Raw genomic sequence first — 6,499 nt, 5'->3', positions numbered from 1 at the left:
ACTACAAAAATGGGAGTAAGTATATAAAAAAGAATATTTGATATGATTTTGTGTTCTTCTCTGAAGCTAAGCAAGCTATTGTACTGCGCCCTAAAAAATGGAAAAGTAAAAAAAGATCTAAAAATAAACCATAACACTAAGCTGCAGTGCAATTTTATTTCAAACCAAAACTGTTCTGGCTCAATATTTATAGAGTGACCAGCAGTGCTTTTTCCACCTATAGACCAGCCTGTAATGAGCTCTAACATAATAGCTAAAATTAATAGAGCCGCTACCCAAAGTGCAGCGGACTCTAATGACTCTCTTTTTGAGATAAATTTTGAACGCATCTTTATTCACACATTACATTTATAACTACTTTTGCCACTTATCCAGCGCTTGTTTGTCACTTTGTTTAAACTCAACCCAATTTGATGAGTCTTTAAAGTGCTCTTTTTTCCAAAACGTGGCGTGGTTTTTTAAGTAATCCATAATAAATTGTGCGCCTTCGAACGCGGCTTGGCGATGGCGGGACGTTACGCCTACAAATACAATTTGCTCGCCAAGTGCTAAGTAACCAACGCGGTGAATAATAGATATTCGCGCCAGTTGCCAGCGAGTTTGTGCTTGCTCTGCAATAGATTGAAGGAGTTGCTCGGTCATACCAGGGTAGTGTTCAAGCTCAAGTGCAATAACGTTATCGCCACTGCTGAACTCTCTTACCAAACCTGTGAAGGTGACAACAGCGCCATCGCTTTTATTATTACTACAAAGCGTATTGTGCTCGTCACCTACATTAAAATCATCGGTTTGTACTTGAATATGTATGCTCATTAGCCACCTGTAACCGGCGGAAAAAAGGCAAGCTCATCCCCAGCTTTCACTATTTCGTCGCTTGATGACATAGTTTGGTTAAGCGCTGCAAGTAGCTCACGCTCTTCCAGCCACGGTTGCCAATGCGGATATTGGCTCACTAATCTTAATTTAAGTTCTGAAATAGTAAGCGGCCGCGTAATCTCAAGGCTTAATTTACTGCACTTCAAGCGCTCTTTTAGTTGCCCAAAAAACAATATCTCTACATTTTGGGCACTAAATATAGCATCGTTTGGATTAATCTCGCTGCCAACTGCCATTTTTGCCCCCTGCTTTTTGAGTAACGCGCATGCCGCTAATTTCCATTAGTGGATCGGCTGCTTTACACATATCAAACAAAGTAAGGCTAGCAACAGATACCGCTGTTAACGCTTCCATTTCTACGCCAGTTTTACCGGCAAGCTTGCAGTAGCTGGTTATTTTAATTTGGCTGTTTGCTTCATCAAGTTCAAAATCAACTGCTACTTTACTAAGTGCAAGCGGATGACAAAGCGGAATTAAATCAGCGCATTTTTTAGCGCCTTGAATACCTGCAATGCGTGCCACGCCTAACACATCACCCTTTTTGTTTTGATTAAGCATTACTTGTTCAAAGGCAAGCTTGCTCATGCTAATAAATGCTTCAGCTGAGGCATCGCGCAAGGTTACGTCTTTGAGCGATACATCAACCATATTCGCTTGGCCGTTTTCGTCAACGTGACTCAACATACTATTGCTCACGCGATTCACACTTTTTACCAATGGTAATGTGCGGTACAAAGTTACACGGTTTATGCATTGAGTTAAGTTGATCTTTTATTATGCCTGTCCACGCAGTTTTACATGCGCCTGTAGAGCCTGGCATACAAAAAATAACGGTGTTATTAGCAAGTCCTGCCAATGCACGAGATTGAATAGTAGAGTTACCAATTTCGCCGTACGATATGTGCCTAAATAGCTCACCAAAACCGTCTACGCTTTTATCAAACAGCGGCGCAAATGCCTCTGGTGTTGAATCGCGCTCAGTAAAACCTGTACCGCCAGTCACTAAAATAGCGTGAATGGTGTCATCGGCTATCCACTGCGATGCCACTGCACGCATTTGGTAAACGTCATCTTTAACTATGTCTTTATCAGCTAAGTGATGACCAGCTTCAGTTAGCGCTTTAATTAAGTAATGACCAGAAGTATCGGTAATCGCATCGCGTGTATCGCTTACCGTCATTACGGCAATGTTTAATGCTATTTGTGACTCGCTTGTGTGGCTCATAATGTTTTTCTCAATAGGTTAATGCTTTGGTCAAAATGCTCATTTACAGCTTTAAATTGCGCCGGTGTATTGGTGTTTATTAATGCGTGCGCTTTATTACATAAAAGCGTTTGCACACCAATGCTTTGGGTAAACTGTTTTATTGATTTATGACTGTTAGCGTTTGTGAGTATGTGTTTTAAATGATTTTTTACACTGCTTGTATTACGAATATACAGCGGTAGTGGTTCATTTTCAAAGTGCCAAGCATGTATTTGTGACTGATTTAATTGATTGCTCACACTTTGTACGTTATTTGACTGAGAAGCCAGCACAATTATGCTTAACAAACTACTCGTAAGTAGAGGCATATCTACCGCAGTAATAAGTAAGTCGTGCTCAGTGGCTATTAATGTGGAATAAATTCCGCCAAGGGGTCCACTATTTGGGTATATATCTTTAACGTACTTTTCTGAGGGATAATCGCTCGGTGAATAATGGTTCAATGACTTGACTGGATTTGTAACGTTGCGACTTATAAGTATGTTTTTAGCGCCTACGTCTTTTAATAAATCACACGCATTGTGCAATAGCGTTTTATTTTTTAAAACTAAATCGGCTTTGTCTGTGCCCATTCTTGATGACTTACCACCAGCAAGCACAACGCCTGTAAAATCTCGCTTAACTTTCATATTAGATTTTATATTAGCTTCCATATTAGCCGCCTAACATGGCTAAGTGAGTTGTCGCACCTGTTAAGCGTTTACCCAGCTCATGGCTTATTTCTTTATTGCCCATAGCGGCTCGAATTGCCTTTACGGTCGCTGCAGTATCGTCCTCGTTGAGTAGTTCGCGTAAATCTATACCTTGCTCTGCAAATAAACATAAGTGTAATTTACCCAGCGCCGACACCCTTAAGCGATTACAACTTTTACAAAAGTCTTTACTGTACGGCATTATTAAACCAATACGACCATCGTAATCAGGATGACAAAACTCCTCAGTGGGTCCATTTAATTTCCCCCTAACGACTTGTAACCAACCTTGGTCGAGTAATTGGACTTTAACCGTTTGCCCACTTAAGTGGTTTTCTTCAAAAAATGTTGCGCCGTCACCGGTTTCCATTAATTCTATAAAGCGCACTGTAACTTTGTGGTGTTTTACCCACGCTAAAAAATCCTTCAATTGGTTTTTATTAAACTGCTTGGCAAGCACTGCATTTATTTTTATATCTTTTATGCCCAGATCTACCGCGCGTTCAATCCCTTTTAAAATAAGGTTAAGTTTGTCGTGCCCTGTTATGAGTTTAAACATACTCGAATTTAAACTATCAATACTGACATTAAGCGCATCAAGCCCTGCCTCAGCAAATTCATCAATTTTCTTTAATAAATTAAACCCGTTGGTAGTAATGGCTACTTTTTCTATGCCAGGTGTATTTTTACAGAGTTTTATAATATCGGTTACGTCGTTTCGCAAGCACGGTTCGCCACCTGTAATGCGTACTTTTTTAGTACCTAGCTCTGCAAACGCATTTACTAGCGTGCTAATTTCGTTTTTATTTAAAAAATTACGCGGCGTATCGCACTGATACCCGTTTGGTAAACAATAACTACAACTAAAATTACATACATCAGTTATTGAGAGGCGCAAATAGTTAAACTGCCGACCAAATTGATCATTAAGCATATGCTTCCTTGTTTGTTTACATTTCAACCGCAACATCAATGCTGCTAGAACCGGCTTTGTAATGTTGTTTTATTAATTGGCTTAATTGCGTTTTACACGAACCGCAGTTCGTCCCACATTTAAGTTCAGACCCCAATTGCTCGACTGTGTTTGCACCGTTTTTAATGGCGTTTATAATTGGCTGCTCTCTTACTTTAAAGCAGCTACACACTTGCACGCCTTGGGTAAATTCTTCATCGGGGGTTGCATAAAGCAAAGACTGTAACTGTGTAAAGGTCAGTAATGGCTCTGCAAATAAATGGTTTATCCACTCAAGTGATATTTCTTTTTGCTCGTTAGAAATAACACCAACAAACGCTAATTGATCGTTTTGAATACACTGCACATGCATGGCTTTTGCCGTGTTCATAGCCGACCACTGCCCTTGTAAACCGGTTAAGGTTTGGCAGAAATACAGTAAATCACTTTGTGGTTCATTAAGCGCCAATTGGTAATTAAAGCAATTGCTTGCATTAACTTTGAGCCAAAAATCACTGTTTATAACAAGTTCGTTTTTAGCAAACAGCTGCATATATTGCACAAAGGGTGCTTTAACTATATTAACAGCACCGTGTTTGCACTCAGCCTGACCAGATAGAGGGTCAACTACCGATTGATACAACCCACTTACTGTTGCGGATGATGCAAATTGCTTATTCCAATGAATAGGCATAAAGCATTCACCTTTTCGCACGGAATCGGTTACTTTTGCATGCGCGGTAACCTGCCCAGTTTGCGCAATCGCACTTATTAAATCGTTTTGTTTAATTGCTAGTTTACTGGCATCAAGCGGATTAATTTCAATGTACGGGCGTGTAATATGCGATGAAAGCGCAGTGCTTTTACCTGTGCGGCTCATGGTATGCCATTGGTCGCGTATACGTCCTGAGTTCATTATAAACGGATAATCACATGATGTTTGTTGCACAGGTAATTGCGGCGTTATGGGTATAAAACGCGCTTTTTTATCAGCGGTGCTAAATTGGTTATCTGTAAAAACCTGACCGTTTTTATAAGGCTGATTTTTAACAACAGGCCACATTATGGGTTTTAAGTTATCGTACTGGCTTTTTGTGAGCCCAACTAAACCAGAGAGGTTTAATAATCGGCTGTCGTTATTTTCAAAGTCGGTTAATTGTGCCCATTCTTCAAAAATGCCACTTGGATCTGTGAAATCAAACCCTTCAAAGCCCATTTTTTTAGCGACTTCACACATAATTTGCCAATCGTTTTTAGCTCCCGAATAAGGCGCTACTAACGGGCGTTGCCTTGATATTCTGCGTTCTGAGTTAGTTACTGTGCCGTTTTTTTCGCCCCATCCGGTTGATGGAAAAGCAACATCGGCAAATTTTAATGTATCACTTTTTGCAATACAGTCAGATACAACCACCAGCTCGCAGGTCTCTAATGCCTTTTTAATTGCAGCGTTATTTGGCAAGCTCACCATTGGGTTTGTTGCCATTATCCACACTGCTTTTATTTTGCCTGCGGCTATTTCATCAAACATATCAATGGCATTGCTGCCTGCTTTTTTAGCAATAGTTGGCGAGAGCCAAAAACGTTGTACAAGTGATTGATGCGCTTCGTTTTCAATATCTAAATGCGCCGCTAACTGATTAGCCAAACCACCTACTTCGCGCCCGCCCATCGCATTAGGTTGCCCAGTAATCGAAAACGGACCACTGCCTGGCTTAAGTAATTTACCTGAGGCTAAATGTGCATTAATAATGGCGTTGCATTTATCTACACCCGAACTTGACTGATTTATACCCATTGAATAAAAGCTAATCGCACTTGGGCTTTTAGCAAATAGCGCATAAAACTCAGTAACTTGCTCAATTGCTATATCGCAAAAGTCGCTAACTGCCTCACAGCTCCACTTTTGTGCCTCTTGCAATGCGCTTTCAAAGCCGTTTGTGTGCTGAGCAATAAATTGCGTATCGAGGTGGCTATGCTCATTTAAATAATTAAGCAAACCGTTATAAAGTGCGGCGTCACTGCCTGGTTTTATATTTAAAAATGTGTCGGCAAGCTCAGCGGTGTCAGTTTTACGCGGATCAATAACCACCACTTTCATATTTGGGTTAAGCTGTTTTGCACGCTCCATTCGCTGATACAAAACCGGATGAGTCCACGCTGCATTTGAGCCAATTAAAATAAGCAGCTCAGTTTGCTCTAAATCCTCGTAGGTACACGGCACTACGTCTTCACCAAAAGCGCGTTTGTAACCTGCCACAGCAGATGACATACACAGGCGCGAATTTGTATCGATATTGCCTGAGCCTATGTAGCCTTTCATTAATTTATTCGCGATGTAGTAATCTTCAGTAAGTAACTGCCCCGATACATAAAAAGCCACCGCATCGGGTCCGTGCTTTTGTATTATGTCGTTAAATTTATTGGCAACGTGGTCGGTTGCTTCATCCCACGTGGCTGCTTTATTATTAATGAGGGGCGACGTTAAGCGGTTATCACTGCCTGTGGTGTCTAGCAAATGCGTGCCTTTTACACATAAACGACCAAAGTTTGCGGGGTGCTCTCGCATGCCTTCAAGCTTGGTTGGCACATTATTAAAAAGTGAAATATCAACACCGCACCCTACACCACAGTAAGCACATGTTGTTTGTTTTAAACTCGTTTTATTTATAGTTGGTGATGTGTTTGCGGTTGTCATACTGCTCTCTTTTAATG

Annotated in this window: 8 protein-coding genes; all 8 read right to left on the bottom strand. The window is 40.8% G+C overall.

Translation table 11 applies throughout. From position 1 onward, the window contains the following. The coding region (locus tag H5072_RS20880; RefSeq protein WP_220488568.1) for a hypothetical protein at positions 1-329 on the bottom strand (329 nt) is incomplete at its 3' end. A gap of 25 nt (positions 330-354) precedes the next feature. Then, the gene (gene moaE / locus H5072_RS09130) at positions 355-813 is read right to left on the bottom strand and encodes a molybdopterin synthase catalytic subunit MoaE (RefSeq protein ID WP_182693337.1); all 459 of its coding nucleotides are present in this window, start codon (positions 811-813) and stop codon (positions 355-357) included. Next, positions 813-1,112 (bottom strand): MoaD/ThiS family protein, encoded by a 300-nt coding sequence (locus H5072_RS09125; RefSeq protein ID WP_182693336.1) that lies wholly within the window; start codon positions 1,110-1,112, stop codon positions 813-815. Before H5072_RS09125 ends, moaE begins: the two co-directional genes overlap by 1 nt. Beyond that, a complete protein-coding gene (gene moaC / locus H5072_RS09120) occupies positions 1,090-1,560 on the bottom strand; it encodes a cyclic pyranopterin monophosphate synthase MoaC (RefSeq protein WP_007375236.1) in 471 nt (156 codons plus the stop codon). Before moaC ends, H5072_RS09125 begins: the two co-directional genes overlap by 23 nt. A 1-nt stretch (position 1,561) precedes the next feature. After that, positions 1,562-2,101, bottom strand: a complete 540-nt coding sequence (gene moaB / locus H5072_RS09115; RefSeq protein ID WP_182693335.1) for a molybdenum cofactor biosynthesis protein B — start codon at positions 2,099-2,101, stop codon at positions 1,562-1,564. Beyond that, complete coding sequence (locus H5072_RS09110; RefSeq protein ID WP_404936321.1) at positions 2,098-2,772, bottom strand: molybdenum cofactor guanylyltransferase; 675 nt, start codon at positions 2,770-2,772, stop codon at positions 2,098-2,100. The genes moaB and H5072_RS09110 overlap by 4 nt, the downstream gene beginning before the upstream one ends. A gap of 25 nt (positions 2,773-2,797) precedes the next feature. After that, entirely contained in the window at positions 2,798-3,769 is a 972-nt protein-coding gene (moaA, locus tag H5072_RS09105; RefSeq protein ID WP_182693333.1) for a GTP 3',8-cyclase MoaA, read from the bottom strand. A 16-nt stretch (positions 3,770-3,785) separates the two neighbouring features. Then, the gene (locus H5072_RS09100; protein ID WP_182693332.1) at positions 3,786-6,482 is read right to left on the bottom strand and encodes a nitrate reductase; all 2,697 of its coding nucleotides are present in this window, start codon (positions 6,480-6,482) and stop codon (positions 3,786-3,788) included. Between the last annotated feature and the right edge of the window lie 17 nt (positions 6,483-6,499).

The organism is Pseudoalteromonas sp. SR45-5 (assembly GCF_014163565.1).
GTDB lineage: Bacteria > Pseudomonadota > Gammaproteobacteria > Enterobacterales > Alteromonadaceae > Pseudoalteromonas > Pseudoalteromonas distincta.
The sequence above is the reverse complement of the archived record's forward strand: the minus strand, read 5'-3'. Positions and strand labels throughout refer to the sequence as shown.